Source organism: Pseudoxanthomonas sp. (genome assembly GCF_035999195.1).
Classification (GTDB): domain Bacteria; phylum Pseudomonadota; class Gammaproteobacteria; order Xanthomonadales; family Xanthomonadaceae; genus Pseudoxanthomonas_A.
In genome coordinates this window covers 174,443-190,679 of sequence record NZ_DASYGY010000004.1, presented here as the reverse complement: position 1 = coordinate 190,679, position 16,237 = coordinate 174,443, and the positions used below count along the sequence as shown (strand labels likewise).

Below are 16,237 nucleotides of genomic sequence, written 5' to 3'. Positions count from 1 at the left end.
CCGCAACGGCATGACGTCGGTGGCCGACGCGATGATGACCGCTGGAAAGGCAAGATGTCGAACGGTGATGCAATGAGAACGGATGTCTTCCAACGCGCACTGGGATTCTGCGCGGCACTGCTGCTGACCGCCTGCCTGCAGGCGCCGCCGACTTCGCAGTCGTTCCTGGACGTGGAGCAGTCCTTCCCCGGCAATCCCAAGGCGCAGGCCCTGGCAGTGGCGGCCGAGCGCGGCGATGCCCGCGAAGTCCGCCGGCTGATGAAGGAGGAAGGCGTCGACCCGGACACGGTCTTCAGCCCCGAAGGCCTGCCGCTGCTCGCCTGGCCGATCCTCACTGGCAACCCGGCCGGGCTGGAGGCGATGCTGGAGAACGGCGCCGATCCCAACGTGGCGAAACCCTATCCGTTGCCGCCCGACAGGACTCCAAGGAACAACGACAACGCGATGGTCTGGGCCGCCAAGGCCGATGATCCGATCTATCTCCAATTACTGCTGGATCATGGCGGCGATCCGGATACCCGCAATGTCAACAACGAAACGCTCCTGCTGCAGGCCCGCCTGATGGACAACCAGTGGGAGAACGTGAAGCTGCTGGTCGAACGCGGGGCGGATGTGAACGCACGGAGCCAGCAACGGGCGTTCGTCAATGAGTACGCGTCGCTGGGTGGGTTCATGCAAACGCATTGGCTGTTGGAGCATGGAGCGACCCCGGACAAACACACCATCGAAGCGATTTTCTGGCGTCCTACCGAACTTGAAGATCCGGAATGGCAACGCCGCTGCCAGCAATGGCTGCTCCAGCGCGGCTATCAGCGCCCCCCCATGCCCGACAGCTACCGCCGGATGCGAGAAGCCTTCGGCTTCCCGACTGACGAAGAGGACATCCCGTTGTTATGAGACAGGAGCGGCACCATGCGGACTGAAACGGAAATCCTGGCCCAGCGGCAACTGGTCGCCGATCTGCGGGCAAGCTGCCAGCCCGATGCGCACGCGCAGGCAGATGCGTTGCAGGCGCGCCACTACGAGGAACAGATGGGCCTGGTGAGCGAGGACGTATACGAGTCCGCCCGTGGTGGGGGTGAATCTCCGGTGGGTTGGGTGCGGGGGAGCGAGAACCTCGATCTGATGCGCAAGCACATGCCCGAGTTGGCTGGCATGAGTAATGAGCAGATCAGGGAAATGCTTCGACCCGAACGATCAGGCTTCCGTGCCGAGATCTACCTGCCCGACCCTGCGGTGCTCGGCCCCCGCTACACGCCAACCGTGGTGTTCAAGGGGTCCAACGGCGAAGTACTGCAAGCCGACGGCACCCGCCGCGAGACCGGCCCCGAGGATTTCGGCGCCAACAACTTCCCGCAGGCCATCGGCTTGAAGACGGACTATTACGACCGCGCTATGCGCTTGGCAGACACCCTGAAGAACTATGGTGTTCGAGTCGACTACGCCGGTCATTCCCTCGGCGGCGGTCTCGTCTCGGCAGCGGTCGCGGTCAGCGGCGAACGCGGCACCACCTTCAACGCCGCCGGCCTGCATCCGGATACCGCACGCCGGTTCCAGCAAGAAAACCCCGGCGTGGAGATCTTCAACCCTCACGGGCTCATCACCGCCTATCAGGTGCGTGGTGAAGTACTGACCGATGGCCTGCAGAACAACGTCGAACGCATGGACGTGGCGCAGCGACGCATGCTGGGCGCAGTGCTGAAGGAGACGGCGGATCTGGTGCAGGACGTGCCGCAGTTGAAGCAGGCGGTGACGCGGCAGCTGCAGTCGACCGACATGCCCATGCACGCCCGCGCGTCGGTGGCCCGCTTCGTCGACGCGCTCGCCGACGGCGACGCCGACCGCATGCTGCGCGACCTGCCGCTGTCGGCCGGCCAGGTGCGCACGCTGGACGCACGCTCCTGGCAGGATGGCCGGCTCGTGCAGCGACCGGCGGAAATGCCGCTGGACCAGGTGTTGGCCCTGGCGGGGCCGGCATTGCGCGCGGTCCGCGACGTGCAGGCCGGCGCACATCTGGGCCACGAGGCCGGGGAGATCGTGCAGGGAGCAGGCGGTATCGCGCAGCGCACACTGGACGCCAGCGGCGACGCCGTGCGCGCGGTCGGCGCGCATACCGCCCAGGCCGCGTCCACGGTCAGCGAGGGCATCGCGTGGGTGTCCTGCACCACCGGCGACGCCCTGTCCGAGGCGTCCGCGAAAGCCCGCCTTGCGGCGGGCGCGGTGGAAGCGCGCGCCGTGGAACTGCAGGCGGACATCACGACGAGCGCCACCGCAGCCGGGGGCGTGTTCTGGCAGGGCGTGGCGAACCTGGCGCCGGCCGGCAGCGCGCTGGAGCGCTTCGCCGACGTTCGGGTGGATCAGACCATCGCCGGCAACCTGCAGGCCCGCGATGCGGCGGAAGCCGACGCGCATGCGGCGCGGCAGGAGGCGATCCGCGATGCGGCCGCTATCCGCGCGGCGGCGGTGGATGTCTGCCAGCTGATGGAAACGGTGCATGTCACCGTCGATCGCACCCAGCGCAACACGATCACGGGCGCCACCGCGCAGGTGGACGACTCGCTGGATCAGGCCGGGCGCAAGGTAAAGGCGGTCACGGACCATGCGCCGGCGGCCGGCGCTGTGCTGGGGAGCACGGTGGCGACGCATGCCAGTCTGAATCCGATCGTGAATCCCGCAGCGGCACCCAATCTCGCCGAGCTGGCAAGGACGCTGCCGCAGCTCTCCCGGCATGCGTCCGCCGCAGCGGTCGAGGCCACGGAGCGCCACCTGATGGCCTCCACGGTCCTGCCGAGCCTGAAGGCGGACACCGACGCGATGGAACGTGAATCGCGGCAGTGGCTGGAGGCGGGGAAGGCGCCCCCACAAGGCAGTCGGGGTCCGTTCCAGGACCCCCACCTCAACCAGGCCTACGCCGCGCTGATGGCGGGGGATGGGGAACGGCTTGATCGTATCGCGCTCGACTTTGCGAAATCAGAGGAAGGACAACGCCTGATGCAAGGGAGCGATGCGCTGCACAGGCAGACGCCGGCGAATGCCTTGCCGGACCTGCACGGGCAGCGCGCCCACGCGGCGCAGGACATGGCGCTCAGCCGATGAGGGCGAGCGGCGACACGCCAGGGAGGAATCATGGAACACGGAGAATCGGCATCGGCGCGGGCAGCGCTGGAGCATGCCGCCAAGGCCACGTTGGCGTTGTTGTCGGAGCTCTCGCAGCGTGAAGCGCGGCGGGACGCGTCGCTCGACCGGCAGATCGAGTCGTTGAGGCAGGAGGTCGGTCAGTTCCGGCGTGATGTCGCCTCCCTCGTCGAGGGCGCGGGCGCACGGATCGCCGGCGACGCCCGGGATGCGCTGTCGCCTGCGGTCGTCGAGTACGACCGCGCCGTCGCGTCCACGGCGCAGCGGCTGAAGCAGACCGGCAGCCTGGCATGGATGTGGCTGGGCGGCGCGACGATGCTGCTGGGCTTGGTGTTGGTGGCGGGCTGGGCCGTGCTGGGCCACTACCGGCGCGAATTGGCCGCGGTGCAGGACGAACTGGAGCGCTACGAGGACGCCGCACCGGTGGTGCGGGCGTTCTACGCCTCCGATGCGGTGGTTTGCGGCGGCCGCATCTGCTCGAACGAGGATCCGCAGGGACAGCACGTGGGCGAGAAACGGCAGTATCGCCAAGCCAGGCCGCGCCCCTAGGCCATCGTCGCCCGGGCACGGGACGCGGCATCTTCACCGGACCGCCGCATCGCGCCCCACGGCGTCAAGGCCTCAGACCCGAGCTTCCGCCAGCGCGTCCAGCCGGTTGCGATCGAGCAGGCGCACATGGTGCGGGTCGTCGGTGGCGATGCTGGCTTCCTGGCGCAGGCGGGTGAAGCTACGGCTGACGGTTTCCACGGTCAGGCCCAGGTAGTCGGCGATGTCGGTGCGCGTCATCGGCAGGATGACCTCGCTGTCGTCCTGCCCCTGGCGGCGGCGGCGCTGCGCCATGTCGACCAGGAAACCGGCCAGCCGTTCCATCGGGTTGAGCCGGGCCAGCGCCATCAGGTTGCCGCGGGTCGCGTCCAGTTCCACGCAGGCGCGCTCGAGCAGTTCGCGCTCCAGCTCCGGATGGTCATGGCACAGGCTGCGCATGTCGGCCATCGAGAACTCGCACAGGGTACTGTCGGTGATCGCCTCGATCGTGTGCTTGTAGTGCGAGGTGCCGGAGAACCCGATGAAGTCGCCCGGCATCAGGAATCCGGCCACCAGCCGGCGCCCGTCGGGCAGCAGGCGGATCCGGCGCAGCGCGCCCTTGGTGACGGTGAATACGCCGCGCCGCGGCTCGCCCTCGCGCACCAGCGCCTCGCCCGCCTTCAGCCGCGTATCGTCGGCCAGCGCTTCCATGGCGTGGGCCTTGGACACCGGCAGGGCCGCACAGACCGCCAGGTGCCGCACCAGGCAACCGCTGCAGCCGCGCGCGGCCTGGCACACCACCCCGTCGGTAGGAGCGCTGGCGACCGGAGCGTCGTTCTGGCGGAGGATGCGAAGGCTGCTCATGGCGGCGGCGGCGAGGGGCTTCGGGGCCATCATACGCCCGCATGTCACGGATTCCCGGCCTGCGGCAATCGGTCGCAGGCACCGGTTTCAGGCCCCGTTCCCCCATTCAGGCCCGGATTCGGGTACAGTGCGCGCCGCTTGCCTGCGGCCGTTCGTTTCCCCGATGGTCCGCCGGCGCAGGGAACTCCCCGCGGGTTCCCGCGCCCGCCCCGCTCCGACTTCTTTCGTTGCGCAAGCTCGGATCCGCCGCGTTGGCGCCTCCGCACCTCTTCTCGCAGCGCGGTTTCAGGGAACGCTTCGAGTCACGGTCTTGCCGCATTCTGCGCGTCCTACGTTGCCGCACTTCGCTGTGCCGGCGTGGCGTGCGTGTCCGGCCGGCCGGCTTTGGAGCTTTCATCATGACGTTCGAAACCCTGGGCCTTGCGCCCGCCCTGCTGCGCGCACTGGACGAACAGGGCTATACCCAGCCCACCCCCATCCAGGAACAGGCCATCCCGCTGGCCCTGGCCGGCCATGACCTGCTGGCCGGCGCCCAGACCGGCACCGGCAAGACCGCCGCGTTCGGCCTGCCGCTGATCCAGTACCTGGCCACCACCCCGCAGGAAGTCGCCGCCCGCGGCCCGCGCAGGCCGCGCGCCCTCGTGCTGACCCCGACCCGCGAGCTGGCCGTGCAGGTGCACGACAGCCTGCGCGGCTACGGCAAGTACCTGCGCATCCCCAGCACCACCATCTACGGCGGCGTCGGCATGGGCAACCAGCTGGACGCGCTGCGTCGTGGCGTGGACCTGGTGATCGCCTGCCCGGGCCGCCTGATCGACCACCTCGAACGCCGCAGCGTCGACCTCTCGGGCATCGAGATCCTGGTGCTGGACGAAGCCGACCGCATGCTCGACATGGGTTTCCTGCCTTCGATCAAGCGCATCCTCGCCAAGCTGCCCCGTCAGAATCGCCAGACCATGCTGTTCTCCGCGACCTTCGCCGATCCGATCCGCGAGTTGGCGCTGGAGTTCATGCACGACCCGAAGCAGATCCAGGTCACGCCGAAGAACACGGTGGCCGAGACGATCACCCACCGCGTCCACCCGGTCGACGGCAGCCGCAAGCGCGACCTGCTGCTGCACCTGCTGGCCAAGGACAGCCGCGTGCAGACGCTCGTGTTCGCCCGTACCAAGCACGGCAGCGACAAGCTGGCCACCTTCCTGGACAAGAGCGGGATCAAGACCGCCGCGATCCACGGCAACAAGTCGCAGGGTGCCCGCCAGCGCGCGCTCAGCGACTTCAAGGCCGGTCGCATCAACGTGCTGGTCGCCACCGACATCGCCGCACGCGGCATCGATATCGACCAGCTGCCGCAGGTCATCAACTTCGACCTGCCGATGGTGGCCGAGGACTATGTGCACCGCATCGGCCGCACCGGCCGCAATGGCTCGACCGGCGAGGCGATCTCGCTGGTGGCGCAGGATGAAGCCAAGTACCTGCGCGCCATCGTGCGCATGCTGGGCCGCGACGTGGACCTGCGCGACGTGCCGGGCTTCGAACCGCAGACGCCGATCCGCTGGGGCAACAGCGCCCCGGGCAAGGCCGACCTGCCGGGCGGCGAACGCACCCCGCGCCGCCATGGTCCGCAGAAGCATGCCCGTCGCCCGCACAGCGAGGCGCCTCGCCATGCCCACGCGGGCCCCAAGAAGCACGGCAGCGGCCCGCGTCGCGACGGCGGCCGCCCCGGCGGCGCACGCCAGGGTCAGGGCCAGTCGCGTCCCGCCCGCTGAGTCGAACCCTCCGCGCGGCACCTCGCCGGTGCCGCGCGATCCACCGCTTACGGAACCGTCGCATGGACATCTTCAAGGTCTTCACCGTCGAAGCCGCCCACCGCCTGCCGAATGTGCCGGAAGGCCACAAGTGCGCGCGCCTGCACGGCCACTCGTTCCGCATCGAGCTGCACCTGTCCGGACCGGTCGATCCGCAGGCCGGCTGGGTGATGGACTTCGCCGACGTGAAGGCGGCCTTCAAGCCGATCTACGATCAGCTGGACCACCACTACCTCAACGACATCCCCGGCCTGGACAACCCCACCAGCGAGCGGCTGGCCGCATGGATCTGGGACCGCACCAAGCCGGTGCTGCCGCTGCTGAGCGCCGTGGTGGTACACGAAACCTGCACCTCGGGAAGCCGCTACACCGGCCCCTGAGCGGATGGAACCGGTTTCAGACCAGTTCCTACAAGCGTTTGATTTTTAACGGCTCCTGACCGTTCGTCGGATTTCCATACGGCTGTTATTGCGCTGCAACATGCGAGCGTCTATGCTGCACCGCAACAGATGGGACATCCCCTTTCAGGAGTACGCCATGAACACGCAATTCAACGAAAGCTTCAGCCAGTTCACGCAGCAGTTCGCCGCCGCCGCCTCGCGCGCCAACCGCCTGGCCCTGGAAAGCGCCGAGACCGTGTTCGGCGTGCAGCTGAAGACCTTCGAGAAGAACATCGACGCGACCACCGCCTTCTTCGGCGAGCTGGCCGAAACCCGCGACCTCGAGGGCTACAAGACCCTGTGGCCGAAGGGCATGCAGGTGGCCAAGGACAACGCCGAGCGCGTCGTCGCCGCCAGTCAGGAAGTGTTCGGCCTGAGCCTGAAGACCGGCGAGGCCTTCGGCCAGCTGGTGAAGACCCAGTTCGAGACCGCGACCGACAACGTCCAGGCCTCCGTGGCCAAGGCGACCAAGGCCGCGAAGGCGAAGTAAGCCTTCCCGCTGCATCGTTTTATTGCGCGGCTCCCCCTCCCTCCGCGCAGACCGACCCGGCAGCCCCACGCTGCCGGGTTTTTTGTTGCGTGCGTGAGGCCGCCGCGCTCATGGCGTAGCGTGCGCCGTGCGCACGTTCGTGGGCACCGACGGCACATGGGGAGGCGCCATGCGGCCGTGCGCATGGCGCACGCTACGGGTCGACCTGGAGACGATGGGCCATCGCGCCCGCGCTGGCGTCCGGGGCATACGGCAGGCGCCCCCAGCAGGGCACCGGCAGGCGCGCGGACAACAGGGCGAAATTCTCGTCGCGCCGCTCCATGTGCGGATCGACTTCGTTGGCGATCCAGCCGACCAGGCGCGCACCGTCGTCCTGAATGGCTCGCGCGCTGAGTCGCGCATGGTTGATGCAACCCAGCCGCATGCCCACCACCAGCACCACCGGCAGGCGCAACTCCTGCACCAGGTGCCGCTGGTCCAGCGTGCCAGTCAGCGGCGCGGACCAGCCGCCGACACCTTCGACGAGCACGAGATCGGCCAGCGGATGCAGGCGCTCGAAGGCGGATACCAGCACGCCGAGCTGGACGTCCACGCCGGCGTCGCGCGCGGCGATCTCCGGCGCCAGCGGCGCGGGCAACGCATACGGATTGAGGTCGTCGTAGGGCGGCACCGGATCGCTGGCGCCCTGCAGCGCAAGCGCATCGTCGTTGCGCCAGCCATCGGGGGTCGCCATGCAACCGCTGGCGACCGGCTTCATGCCGACCGCACGCAGCCCGCGCGCCCGGAACGCGTGCAGCAGCGCGGTGCTGGCGAAAGTCTTGCCGGCGCCCGTGTCGGTGCCGGTGACGAACAGGCGGTCCATCACGCTCTCCCGAAGGCGGTGCCGCCCGGGGATCCCTTCGTCACGGTGTTCGGATGATGCACATTCATGGCCGCGATGATATCCGGCCGCCGTCGGACCCGAGGAGTAGAATCAGCCGCATGTCATTCGCCTCGCAAACGCTCACCGGCAGCAAGCCGGAACAATACGCACAGCTGGCCGAGCAGGCCCGCGCCCTGCTGGCCGGCGAACCGGACCGGATCGCCAATGCCGCCAACCTGGCCGCGCTGCTGTACCACGCGCTGCCCGACTTCAACTGGGCGGGCTTCTATTTCTTCGATGGCCGGGAATTGGTGGTCGGTCCGTTCCAAGGCTTACCAGCCTGCGTGCGGATCCCGTTGGACAAGGGGGTCTGCGGAGCCGCCGCACGCACCCGCCAGACCCAGCGCGTGGACGATGTGGAGGCCTTCCCGGGCCACATCGCCTGCGATTCCGCATCGCGCTCGGAACTGGTGGTCCCGCTGGTGAAAGGGGACGAACTGGTCGGCGTGCTCGATCTGGACAGTCCCCGCCTGGCGCGCTTCGATGCCGACGACCAGGCGGGCATGGAACGCATCGCCGCCATCTTCGTGGATTCGCTGACATGACAGGCACCAAGCTGCGCAACATCGGCCCCAAGTCCGCCGCCTGGCTCCGCCAGGTCGGCCTGCGTACGCAGGAGGACCTGGAGGGCGTGGGCGCGGTGGAAGCCTTCATCCGGGTCAAGCGCGCGGGCTTCCGCCCCAGCCTCAACCTGCTCTACGCGCTGGAAGGCGCCCTGCTGGACTGCCACTGGCAGCAACTGCCCGAAGACCGCCGCGCGGAACTGCTGGTGGCCTACGATGCCGCCGCCGCCCTGCTGCCGCCGCCGCGCGGCCGCCCCGCTGCCGGTCCGGTGACCACCACGCACACCGAGCGCGAAGAGGACACGGGTCCGTCGCTGAACCTGTTCGACTCGCGCGGCGGCGACGACTGACGCCGATGTAGCGTCGAGCCTGCTGGACGCCGCGCACCGTCCCCTCCGGGAAAGCAGCGGAGCACGCTCCGCTCCACGCATTGCCTCGCGGCGGCACCTCCTGGCAACACCGCCCACGTAGCGTCGAGCCTGCTCGACGCAGCACACCTTCTGTCGCTGGACGCAGCGGGGCCCGCTCCTCTCTACGTCGCGGACGGAGGCTTCCCGTATACTGCGCGCGCTTTCAGGTGACCCACGGCGTCCACGCCAGGGTTGAAACGGGAAGCCGGTGACCCGCGCAGGCGGCATTCCGGCGCTGCCCCCGCAACGGTAGGCGAAGACAACCGCGGCATCGGCCACTGTGCGACCTACGCATGGGAAGGCGCCCCGGCAGCGTGCATCGCGCACGCCTTCGCAAGCCCGGAGACCGGCCCGGAAGTCCACTGGTTGCGATGCGGAGGGCGTCGCGGCGTGCCGCGCCGCGTTCGCCTGCCGCGCTGTCCGCAACGTGTCCCTCTCTGTCGCAACTCCACGCCGAAAAATGCGCGCGGGGCGCGCGATGGAGTTCGAATCCGATGTACAGCCGTCATTCCCTTTCCCTTCTTGCCGCCGCGGTCGCGCTGGCCCTGCCGTTCGCGGCGCAGGCGCAGGACGCCACCGAGCTGGACGAAGTCGTCGTCACCGGCACGCGCACGGACATTCCGCTGCAGGACAGCCTGGTGCCCGCGCAGGTCATCACGCGCGAGGACATCGAGCGCAGCCAGGCCCGTTCGCTCGTCGACGTGCTGAAGGGCCGCGCCGGCGTCGGCTTCAGCAACCAGGGCGGCCTGGGCAAGCTGACTACGCTCAACCTGCGCGGCACCGAGTCCGACCAGGTGCTGGTGCTGGTCGACGGCATCCGCATCGGCTCGGCGACCGCCGGCCTGGCGTCTTTCCAGGACCTGCCGGTCGACCAGATCGAGCGCATCGAGATCGTGCGCGGCCCGCGCTCCAGCCTATACGGCTCGGAAGCGATCGGCGGCGTGATCCAGATCTTCACCCGTCGTGGCGGCAAGGGCCTGTCGCGCGAACTGCGCATCGGCGGCGGCAGCCATCACCTGCGCGAAGCCAGCGGCGGTTTCGCCTACGGCGGCGAGCGCGGCTGGATCGGCGCGAATGCGGCCTATCAGGAAACCGATGGCATCAACGCCTGTCGCGGTTCGGGCACGCTGTTCCAGGGCTGCTTCACCGATGAGCCCGACGACGACGGTTACCGCAACGTCTCGCTCAACGTGCGCGGCGGCTACCGGTTCACCGACACGCTGACGCTGGAAGGCCACGCGCTGAATGCCGATGCTTTCAACGAATTCGACGGCAGCAGCTTCAGCGGCAACGAAGCCGACAACGTGCAGCGGGTGCTGGGTGGCAAGCTGACGTGGAAGCCGTCCACCCGGGCCACGCTCACCACGCAGGTCGGCCGCGCTTCGGACGAGTCGGACAACCACTTCGCCGACGCCGCCACCGGCACGCGCACCTACGTCAGCACCTTCGATACGCGCCGCGACAACGCTTCGCTGCAGGGCGACTTCGCGTTCGGCGAGCAGCATCTGCTGACCGCCGGCGCCGACTGGCTGCGCGACGAGATCACCAGCACCACGCCGTTCACCGTGGACACGCGCGACAACACCGGCGTCTTCGTCGAGTACCAGGGCCGCTTCGGTGCGCATCGCCTGCAGGCCAGCGTGCGCAACGACGACAACGAACAGTTCGGCAACCACGCCACCGGCACGCTCGGCTGGGGCATGAACCTGGCCCGCGGCTTCAAGCTCACCGCCAGCGCCGGTAGCGGCTTCAAGGCGCCCACCTTCAACGACCTGTACTACCCCGGCTTCAGCAATCCCGATCTGGAACCGGAAGAGTCGCGCAGTTTCAACCTGGGCGTGGCGCAGTACGGCGACGACTGGAACTGGACCTTCAACGTGTACGACACGCGGGTGGACGAGCTGATCGGGTACGACAGCAACTTCAACATCGTCAACATCGAAGAGGCGCGCATCCGCGGCGCCGAACTGACGGGTGCGGTGACGCTGGCCGGCTTCGACATCAACGCCGAACTGAGCCACACCGATCCGCGCAACCGCACTGCCGGCGTCACGCACGACAACCTGCTGCCGCGCCGTGCCCGCAACACCGCGCGCATCGACGTGGACCGCGCGTTCGGCGACTTCCGCATCGGCGTGACCGGCAACGGCGCCAGCCACCGCTACGACAACGTCGCCAACAGCGTGCGCCTGGCGGGCTACGGCACGCTGGACCTGCGGCTGGAGTACGCCATCAGCGATACGTGGACGTTGCAGGCGCGCGCCAGCAACGTGTTCGACCGCCAGTACGAAACGATCGCCTGGTACAACCAGCCGGGTCGCGAGTACGGCCTGAGCCTGCGCTACCGCGCGCGCGACTGATCGCGCGGGCGGTCCCGTCAGTGGACCCTGCGCGCATCGCGCAGGGTCCACGCATCGGCGATCCGGTCGCCGCGGATGCCGCGCAGCGCCGCGACCAGGTGGTGGTAGCGGTTCGCCAGTTGCGCGAACAGTTCCGCATAACCGCTGCGTCCGCTGTCGGCCACGCCCTGGTAGGCGCCGCGTCCCAGGTCGATGAAGTAGTCCACGCTGACCCGCCGGCGCTGCGCCAGCGCGGGGAACAACCCGGCGATCAGCAGGCAACGATCCCCGACATCGCGCAAGGCGTCCGTGCGTGCGCTGCCGACGCGCAGCTGCGCTTCCAGCCATTCCAGCGCCTGCGTGCGCGCCAGCAGGTGGCCGTCGCGCTGGTGCCGCAGCAGCACGAAGACCAGATAACTCTCCTGCGCTTCATCCAGCGTCTGCCCGCAGCGCGCGCAGGCTTCGCGCACCAGCGACTGCCATAGCTCGGCGGCCGCGCCTTGTCGGATCGCTTCCATCGTCTGCCTCCCCGGTTGACGGCATGAGCCTAGCGCCGCCTCGCGACGCGTGCTGGCAGGCGTGTCGGGCGAGTGCCAGAGAGCGGCCGCGACGTGCGCACCCGTCCCGTGACCGGCGTCAAACCACCGTATCGAACAGTCCTGGCTGCGACGCGACCTCGTCGCGGTCGCGGAATCCGGACAGGCCCACGCCGACCAGGCGATACCGCGTGGCGGCCGGCAGGTCCACGCGCTCGCGCAGGGCCAGCGCGATGGCGACGAACTCCTGCACCGACGCCGGCGGCGACTCCGGCGTGAAGCTGCGCGTGAGGATGCGGAACTGCGCGGTCTTCAGCTTCAGCACCACCGTCCGGCCGACACGCTCGGTCTTGCGGCTGGCCTGCCACGCCTTTTCCGCGATACGCACGATGTGCGGCTCCAGTTCGGACAACAGCAGGTCGGTCGCGAACGTGTCTTCGGACGAGATCGACTGCACCGGCTGGTCCGGCTCCACCGGCCGCTCGTCGATACCGCGCGCGCGCCGGTACAGCCCCCCGCCGAAGCTGCCGTAGCGCGTTTCCAGTTCATGCTGCGAGTACGCGCGCAGGTCGCCGACGGTGTGGATGCCGTCCGCGTTGAGCTTCCCCTGCATCACCTTGCCGACACCGGGGATGCGCTCCACCGGCAGCGGCGTCAGGAACGCTTCCACCTGGTGCGGGCGGAGCACGAACTGGCCATCCGGCTTGCGCCAGTCCGAGGCGATCTTGGCGAGGAACTTGTTGGGCGCCACGCCCGCCGATGCCGTGAGCCGCGTTTCTTCGCGGATCTGCGCGCGGATGGTCTCGGCGACGGCGGTGGCCGTCGGCAGGTCGGACTTCGGCGCGGTGACGTCGAGGTAGGCCTCGTCCAGCGACAGCGGCTCGACCAGATCGGTATGCCGCAGGAAGATCTCGCGCACCTGCCGCGATACCGCCTTGTAGCGGGCGAAGTCCGGCGGCACGAACACCGCCTGCGGACACAGCCGTTCCGCGCGCACCGCCGGCATCGCCGAGCGCACGCCGAACACGCGCGCCTCGTACGACGCCGCGCACACCACCGAGCGCTCGCCGCGCCACGCGACGACCACCGGTCGCCCGCGCAGCGACGGATCGTCGCGCTGCTCCACCGACGCGTAGAAGGCGTCCATGTCGATGTGGATGATCTTGCGCATCACGCGATGATATCGGCCGCCGTACGCGATCGCATGGACACAGGCGCGCACGATACGCACGCGTGTGGAGTCGCGGACAGCACCGGCCAAACCCTTGCCGCGATTGCACTTCGCCGATGGTACGCCGGCGTATGGAAAAGCCCGGTTGATCCGCATCAAGACAAGCGTATGCACATGTGTGCATTATTTGCGCTTCGCAGAACGGACGATGCAATGAACGCCCCCGCTTCCTTCTCGCGCGAACAGCTGCTGGCCAGCGCGCGCGGTGAACTGTTCGGCCCCGAGAGCGGCCGCCTCCCGAACGACCCGATGCTGATGTTCGACCGCATCACCGAGATCCGCCAGGACGGCGGCACGCACGGCAAGGGCATGGTGCGCGCCGAACTCGATATCCATCCGGACCTGTGGTTCTTCAAGTGCCACTTCCTCGGCGATCCGGTGATGCCCGGCTGCCTGGGCCTGGACGCGATGTGGCAGTTGACCGGTTTCTTCCTCACGTGGATCGGCGCACCCGGGCGCGGACGCGCGCTGGGCTCGGGCGAAGTGAAGTTCACCGGCCAGGTGCTGCCCACCGCCAAGCGCGTCAGCTACGAGATCGACATCAGCCGCGTGGTCAACCGCAAGCTGGTGCTGGCGGTGGCCGACGGCCGCATGCTGGTCGACGGCCGCGAGATCTACACCGCGCGCGACCTGCGCGTGGGCCTGTTCACCTCGACGGAGAGCTTCTGATGCGCCGCGTCGTCATCACCGGCCTCGGCATCACCTCCTGCCTGGGCAACGACGCGGACACCGTGTCGGCCGCGCTGCGCGAAGGCCGCTCGGGCATCCGCCATATCCCGCAGTACGCCGAACTCGGCTTCCGCAGCCAGGTCGGCGGTGCGCCCGAGATCGACCTCGACGCGCAGATCGACCGCAAGCAGAAGCGTTTCATGGGTGACGCCGCCGCGTTCGCGCACGTGGCGCTGCGCGACGCCATCGCCGACGCCGGCCTGGACGACGCGCTGGTCAGCCAGCCGCGCACCGGCCTGATCGCCGGGTCCGGCGGCGGGTCAGCCGAATGGCAGATCGAGGCCGCCGACCTGCTGCGCGCACGCGGTATCCGCAAGGTCGGCCCGTACATGGTGCCGCGGACGATGTGCTCCACGGTCTCGGCGACGCTGGCCACCGCGTTCAGGATCAAGGGCGTCAGCTATTCGATCTCGGCGGCATGCGCGACCTCCGCGCACTGCATCGGCGCGGCAGCGGACCTGATCCGCGCCGGGCGCCAGGACATCGTGTTCGCCGGCGGCGGCGAGGAGCTGCACTGGGCGCTGACGATGATGTTCGATGCGATGGGCGCCCTGTCGAGCAAGCGCAATGACGATCCCACCCATGCTTCGCGTCCGTACGACGCCGACCGCGATGGCTTCGTCATCGCCGGCGGCGGCGGCATGCTGGTGCTGGAGGACTACGACCACGCGGTGAAGCGCGGCGCACGCATCCATGCCGAACTGCTGGGCTACGGCGTGACCTCCGACGGCGCCGACATGGTGGCCCCGTCCGGCGAAGGCGCCGTGCGCTGCATGCGGATGGCGCTCGATGGCGTCACCGCGCCGCTGGACTACCTCAATACGCACGGCACCTCGACACCGCTGGGCGACGTGATCGAGCTCGAAGCGGTGCGCAATGCGCTCGGCGATACGCTGCCGCCGATCTCGTCGACCAAGGCGCTGTCCGGCCACTCGCTGGGCGCGGCCAGCGTGCACGAAGCGATCTACTGCCTGCTGATGATGCGCGACGGCTTCATCGCCGGCTCGGCCAACATCGAGACGCTGGACGAAGGTGCCGCAGCCTTCCCCATCGTGCAGACGAGTCGCGACGCGAAGCTGGACACGGTGATGTCGAACAGCTTCGGCTTCGGCGGCACCAACGCCAGCCTGGTGTTCGGCCGGGTGTAAGCGTCTCAGCGGGCGTCGACCGCGCGACGCCCCAGCGCCGGATCGTCGGTGAAGAAGCCGCCGATCCCCAGCGCGAGATAGGCGCGGATCTCCGCGAGGGATCCCGCGTCGCTGCGCGTGCGCGGATCGTCGCCCTCGCGCAGCGCTGCCGGCAGGAAGTGGTTCTCCGGCCGGAACGTGTAGCACCACACCTGCAAGCCTGCGGCGCGCGCATCCGCCATCAGCGGCGTGGCGTCGCCCAGCGCGCCGTCTTCCGCCACCGGGATCAGCAGGCGCGTCCACGGTCCGATGATGTCGGCATAGCCGGCGATGTCCTGCAGTCCTGCCGGGGTCATCAGGTCGGCGTAGCGGGTCGGCCTGCCTGCGGCCCGCGCATCGCCGGGCTGCTCGTCCGCCGGCCCCAGCAACTGCAGCAGGCGGATGTTGTCCTGCGTCGAGGCATCCAGATGCGTGCGCAGCGCACGCAGGTTGGCCTGCTCGAACGACTGGACCACTACCGGCGCCTCGCGCGTGTAGGCGTGCGCCGCCAGCGTGTCCAGCAGGCGCTCTTCCATCGGCAGGCCGATGCGCTGGAAATGGCTGGGATGCTTGATCTCCGGAATCAGGCCGATGGTGCGCCCGCTGCGTACGGCGTGGTCCGCCACCAGCGCGATGATCTCGTCCAGCGTCGCGATCCCGTGTTGGCCATCGTGTGAGGTGCCGCGCAGCTCGGGCAGGCGCTCGCGGGCGCACAGCATCTTCAGTTCGGCGAGGGTGAAATCCTCGGTGAACCAGCCGTCGAACACCTCGCCATCGATCCGCTGGCGGCGCTTGCGCGAGGCGAATTCCGCCCGCTGCGCGACATCGGTGGTTCCACCGATCTCGTTCTCGTGGCGTGCCACCAGCACGCCGTCGCGGGTGGCGACCAGGTCCGGTTCGATGTAGTCGGCGCCGTCCTCGATCGCGCGCGCGTAAGCGGCCAGCGTGTGCTCGGGCAGGTATGCACTGGCGCCGCGATGGGCGATGACGAGCGGCGTGTCCGACGGTTGGACCGCCATGGCAGGGGGCAGCGGCGCGATGGCCATCAGCAGGGCAAGCAGGTGACGGAGCGGCATGTC

Annotated in this window: 16 protein-coding genes and 1 riboswitch; of the genes, 11 read left to right on the top strand and 5 right to left on the bottom strand. The window is 69.0% G+C overall.

Going from position 1 to position 16,237, the window contains the following annotated elements; all coding sequences use genetic code 11:
* The first annotated feature begins 54 nt into the window (after positions 1-54).
* From VGN58_RS01540 to VGN58_RS01530, 3 genes are read left to right on the top strand one after another with little or no spacing between them, the layout of a single operon-like run.
* Positions 55-897, top strand: coding sequence for an ankyrin repeat domain-containing protein (locus VGN58_RS01540; protein ID WP_327480945.1), 843 nt, complete (start codon positions 55-57; stop codon positions 895-897).
* Between the two features lie 15 nt (positions 898-912).
* Positions 913-3,096: a phospholipase gene (locus VGN58_RS01535; protein ID WP_327480942.1), complete on the top strand. Its 2,184-nt coding sequence runs from the start codon at positions 913-915 to the stop codon at positions 3,094-3,096.
* A 30-nt stretch (positions 3,097-3,126) separates the two neighbouring features.
* Complete coding sequence (locus VGN58_RS01530) at positions 3,127-3,684, top strand: hypothetical protein (protein WP_327480940.1); 558 nt, start codon at positions 3,127-3,129, stop codon at positions 3,682-3,684.
* Between the two features lie 72 nt (positions 3,685-3,756).
* Here the strand turns inward: VGN58_RS01530 and VGN58_RS01525 are convergent, their stop codons facing one another.
* Positions 3,757-4,524: a Crp/Fnr family transcriptional regulator gene (locus tag VGN58_RS01525; protein ID WP_327480938.1), complete on the bottom strand. Its 768-nt coding sequence runs from the start codon at positions 4,522-4,524 to the stop codon at positions 3,757-3,759.
* Positions 4,525-4,922: 398 nt separating this feature from the next.
* On the opposite strand from VGN58_RS01525, the gene VGN58_RS01520 reads away from it, so the two are divergent.
* From VGN58_RS01520 to VGN58_RS01510, 3 genes are all read left to right on the top strand, one after another.
* Complete coding sequence (locus VGN58_RS01520) at positions 4,923-6,293, top strand: DEAD/DEAH box helicase (RefSeq protein ID WP_414710726.1); 1,371 nt, start codon at positions 4,923-4,925, stop codon at positions 6,291-6,293.
* A 62-nt stretch (positions 6,294-6,355) separates the two neighbouring features.
* Complete coding sequence (gene queD / locus VGN58_RS01515; RefSeq protein ID WP_327480936.1) at positions 6,356-6,712, top strand: 6-carboxytetrahydropterin synthase QueD; 357 nt, start codon at positions 6,356-6,358, stop codon at positions 6,710-6,712.
* Positions 6,713-6,869: 157 nt separating this feature from the next.
* Positions 6,870-7,262, top strand: coding sequence for a phasin family protein (locus VGN58_RS01510; RefSeq protein ID WP_327480933.1), 393 nt, complete (start codon positions 6,870-6,872; stop codon positions 7,260-7,262).
* A gap of 193 nt (positions 7,263-7,455) precedes the next feature.
* Here the strand turns inward: VGN58_RS01510 and bioD are convergent, their stop codons facing one another.
* Positions 7,456-8,124 (bottom strand): dethiobiotin synthase, encoded by a 669-nt coding sequence (gene bioD, locus VGN58_RS01505; RefSeq protein ID WP_327480931.1) that lies wholly within the window; start codon positions 8,122-8,124, stop codon positions 7,456-7,458.
* 119 nt (positions 8,125-8,243) lie between these two features.
* On the opposite strand from bioD, the gene VGN58_RS01500 reads away from it, so the two are divergent.
* From VGN58_RS01500 to btuB, 3 genes are all read left to right on the top strand, one after another.
* Positions 8,244-8,729, top strand: a complete 486-nt coding sequence (locus VGN58_RS01500) for a GAF domain-containing protein (protein WP_055939594.1) — start codon at positions 8,244-8,246, stop codon at positions 8,727-8,729.
* Positions 8,726-9,097 (top strand): TfoX/Sxy family protein, encoded by a 372-nt coding sequence (locus tag VGN58_RS01495; RefSeq protein WP_055939591.1) that lies wholly within the window; start codon positions 8,726-8,728, stop codon positions 9,095-9,097. Before VGN58_RS01500 ends, VGN58_RS01495 begins: the two co-directional genes overlap by 4 nt.
* Before the next feature lie 208 nt (positions 9,098-9,305).
* A riboswitch (cobalamin riboswitch) is annotated at positions 9,306-9,526 on the top strand.
* 125 nt (positions 9,527-9,651) lie between these two features.
* The gene (gene btuB, locus VGN58_RS01490) at positions 9,652-11,517 is read left to right on the top strand and encodes a TonB-dependent vitamin B12 receptor (protein ID WP_327480928.1); all 1,866 of its coding nucleotides are present in this window, start codon (positions 9,652-9,654) and stop codon (positions 11,515-11,517) included.
* Positions 11,518-11,534: 17 nt separating this feature from the next.
* On the opposite strand, the gene VGN58_RS01485 is transcribed toward btuB, so the two are convergent.
* Together VGN58_RS01485 and dinB are read right to left on the bottom strand one after the other, a co-directional pair.
* Complete coding sequence (locus tag VGN58_RS01485; RefSeq protein WP_327480926.1) at positions 11,535-12,014, bottom strand: hypothetical protein; 480 nt, start codon at positions 12,012-12,014, stop codon at positions 11,535-11,537.
* A 118-nt stretch (positions 12,015-12,132) separates the two neighbouring features.
* Positions 12,133-13,203, bottom strand: a complete 1,071-nt coding sequence (dinB, locus tag VGN58_RS01480) for a DNA polymerase IV (protein ID WP_327480924.1) — start codon at positions 13,201-13,203, stop codon at positions 12,133-12,135.
* Between the two features lie 213 nt (positions 13,204-13,416).
* On the opposite strand from dinB, the gene fabA reads away from it, so the two are divergent.
* Both fabA and fabB read left to right on the top strand, forming a co-directional pair.
* Entirely contained in the window at positions 13,417-13,932 is a 516-nt protein-coding gene (gene fabA / locus VGN58_RS01475) for a 3-hydroxyacyl-[acyl-carrier-protein] dehydratase FabA (RefSeq protein WP_327480922.1), read from the top strand.
* Complete coding sequence (gene fabB, locus VGN58_RS01470) at positions 13,932-15,140, top strand: beta-ketoacyl-ACP synthase I (protein WP_327480920.1); 1,209 nt, start codon at positions 13,932-13,934, stop codon at positions 15,138-15,140. Before fabA ends, fabB begins: the two co-directional genes overlap by 1 nt.
* Before the next feature lie 5 nt (positions 15,141-15,145).
* Here fabB and VGN58_RS01465 read toward each other — a convergent pair whose 3' ends face one another.
* On the bottom strand, positions 15,146-16,234 hold the full coding sequence (locus tag VGN58_RS01465) for a glycerophosphodiester phosphodiesterase (protein WP_414710725.1): 1,089 nt from the start codon (positions 16,232-16,234) through the stop codon (positions 15,146-15,148).
* Positions 16,235-16,237: the final 3 nt, after the last annotated feature.